The following is a 2,946-nucleotide window of genomic DNA, read 5'->3' on the forward strand; positions in this document are numbered from 1 at the left end:
ATCAACAAACTGTTTACAAATGTCTGGGTAAAGTTTGCACTCATCACCACTTTTAGATTTTCCAAAAAATAATTCCCCGGTAAAATCGGAATCTGCTGAAATAAATTTTCCGATCGGTAAGTTGCCATAATGATCATCGTATAAAATGGATACAGCGATATCAAAGTAATGAACCCTAAGAGTAAATAGGTTAAAAATGCTTTTGTTTTCTTCATTCTAATCTTCCTCCTTTCTTTTCATCATAAAGTTCCCGCAAACGGAAAATACCACAATAATCATAAACAGGCTGAAAGCGACCGCAGTTCCGTAACCAAGCCTTGAGGTGGACAGGAAGGATACATCGTAGAAATGAGCCACCATTGTGAGACAGGATTTTTCCGGTCCACCAAAAAGTGTAGCCGGGAACAGTAAATTCGGTTCATCAAATAGCTGAAGTCCTCCGATGATACTGGTCATAACAATAAACATAGTGATGGGTTTCAGCATCGGTATGGTTATTTTTACAAATGTCTGAATCACCCCGGCACCATCCACCTTCGACGCCTCGTATAACTCTTCTGAAATGGAAGTTATGCCAGCCAGATAGAGTGCCATATAATAACCGATGTATTTCCAGCCAATCATAAATGCGATTACAAGCCGCGCCGTCCATGCTTCTCCAAGCCAGTTCAGACCAGTACCGCCCAGTAGTTTCACAACTGAATTCACAATTCCGCTGTTCCAGTCAAACAAAAAGGAAAAAATCAGACCGATTGCCACCGGAGTCGTAATGTAAGGCAGAAAATTGACGGTTTGAAAAAATTGAACTCCTTTCTTCAGGCTGCTTAAAAAGCTGGCGATAATAAGTCCCAGAAGAATTGCAATGGGATATGTAATGATGATAATAATAAGGGTATTGCCAAAGGCTTTCCAGAAGTTAGGATCCTTTGTAATAATATCTGTATAGTTTTTGATTCCTACAAAGATCTGTTCTCCGATACCGTCCCACTTATAAAAACTGATCCGCAGGGAGTAGAGTAATGGATAAATATTAAATACCAAATAAAAGATAATAAATGGCGCAATAAATACTACCGGCCAAAAAATACTGTATTTTAAACTTCGATTCCTTAGCTTGTTTTGTTTCTGCAATCTGACAACCTCCATTTTATGACAATAAAAATCTGCCGGTTAAACTACCTATGAATGGAAAGTTATTCTATGGCTTTTAACACAGCAGATTATGTTTTAATTCCCTATCTTACCGTTACATCCGGCAGCTTGCTCTGTACGTCGGCAAGTCCCTTTTCTAATAGCTGATCCCAGGTCATAGATTTATCAGCCATCATTGCCTGAGCCAAAAGCATCACTTCACTTTGGACAACCGAATCATAAGGCGTTACGACGGAAGGTACTTCAATATTGGGAAGAACCTCCTGATACAGTAGCTCTCCGATGTCCTGCCCCTTAAAATACGTATCCTTATCTGTCGTATAGCTGTTGTCCTCATAATACTTCTTCGCCGGTACATAATAGGACACCTGCTCTTTAGCCGCTTTCACACCCTCATCTGAGTTGGTACACCAGTCTATAAATTTCCATGCAGCCTCTTTGTTCTTAGAAGATTTGCTGATTCCCATAACGGTACCGCCGTTGCTGTATCCTCCCGTTGGCGGGATCATCATTCCCCAATTGCCGGAACCATCCGGGTCATTGGCTTTAATTCCGTTGGAAATCCCCCAATTAGGACAGGGATATAAGATATGGTTCTCACCTGCATATGCGGCATTTGCCTGTGGCGTATCAGCCGTAAAATTATCAATTGCCCCTGCATCTCTCAGCTTACATGCTGTTTCTAAAAGGGGTTTCATTTTCCCGGTAAAATCAAGGCTTCCGTCATCACTGACCAGTGATTTGGTATCGGAAGTGTACAGCCAGCCCAATACGGAACCTGCACTGTTGAACAGGAACACCTTTCCATCAGACTTTTCCTGAACTTCTTTTGCAGCAGCTTCATAATCCTCCATTGTCGCAAGCTTCTGTTCCAGCTCAGTCCTGTCATCGGTACCAAAATATTCGGCTGCCACACTTCTCTTATAAGCCATTGCCGATGGTGATACCGACTGCTCAATCCCCAGAATTTCTCCTTTTTCATTCATAGATTTATTAATAGAATAATCAAAATAATCCTCTTTTTTTACTTGATAAGGTTCTTGGGACAGATCCTCCCAGATATCCATCTGGAAAAGCGGTCCTCTCAGATTGGATTCCCCAATCAGGATATCCGGAAGCTCTGCACCGGAAGCCGCACTCTGCTGTATCTTGGAAACATAATCCGAATAAGCAACTGCGGTCACTTCCAATTCGTAGCCCGGGTTTGCTTTTTCAAAAGCTTCCTTCATTGGTTCCGTAAAATTGTTATCCCATCCCCAGTAAGTAATTTTGACTGTATCTGATTCTTCCTTTTTTTGTGATTCTGTAGTTTTACTTTCACTGCTGCCACATCCTGCCAGACTGGACACCGCAAGCATAGCCGTAAGCCCCAGGCATAATAGTTTTTTCTTTTTCATTTCCTGCTCTCCTTTTATTTTATATGATTTATTTGTTAATGTAATTATAGGCTATATTCAAGAGTTATTTTCTTGTATAATTCGGCACTCCTGTATAAAATACGCTATAGGCATGGATTTTGGCAAGTACAAAACATACGAACATTTTCAGAAACACAAAAATCAAGAACCCCGCCCCAAGCAGGCAGACCATCAATCTGTCTCACTGCAAGCGGCGGGGTATCTGCCCTGCGATAATTATAAATCTGATATTTTATTCGGAATCCTGGGTAGAAGCTTCCGATAAGTCATGTCAACACCAAAGGCACCAAGCGGTGACGTAATCAATATGGCGAGTACTGCAACAGTCAGTACAATTTTACCGCAGCCCAGCCCCAATGCCAGCGGCACGCCTCCA

The 2,946-nt window shown here is 41.7% G+C and carries 2 protein-coding genes and 1 pseudogene; all 3 read right to left on the reverse strand.

Annotation, left to right across the window (positions count from 1 at the left end):
- Nucleotides 1–215, reverse strand: a pseudogene (locus tag ACH2DQ_RS15875) (carbohydrate ABC transporter permease); the annotation flags it as partial.
- A gap of 1 nt (nt 216) precedes the next feature.
- Nucleotides 217–1,131, reverse strand: a complete 915-nt coding sequence (locus ACH2DQ_RS15880) for a carbohydrate ABC transporter permease (RefSeq protein WP_394914584.1) — start codon at nt 1,129–1,131, stop codon at nt 217–219.
- Between the two features lie 104 nt (nt 1,132–1,235).
- Nucleotides 1,236–2,549 carry an ABC transporter substrate-binding protein gene (locus ACH2DQ_RS15885; protein ID WP_394914585.1) on the reverse strand — a complete coding sequence of 438 codons (1,314 nt, stop codon included), beginning with the start codon at nt 2,547–2,549 and terminating at the stop codon, nt 1,236–1,238.
- Nucleotides 2,550–2,946 lie beyond the last annotated feature (397 nt).

The sequence above is a fragment of the Robinsoniella sp. genome (genome assembly GCF_034124845.1).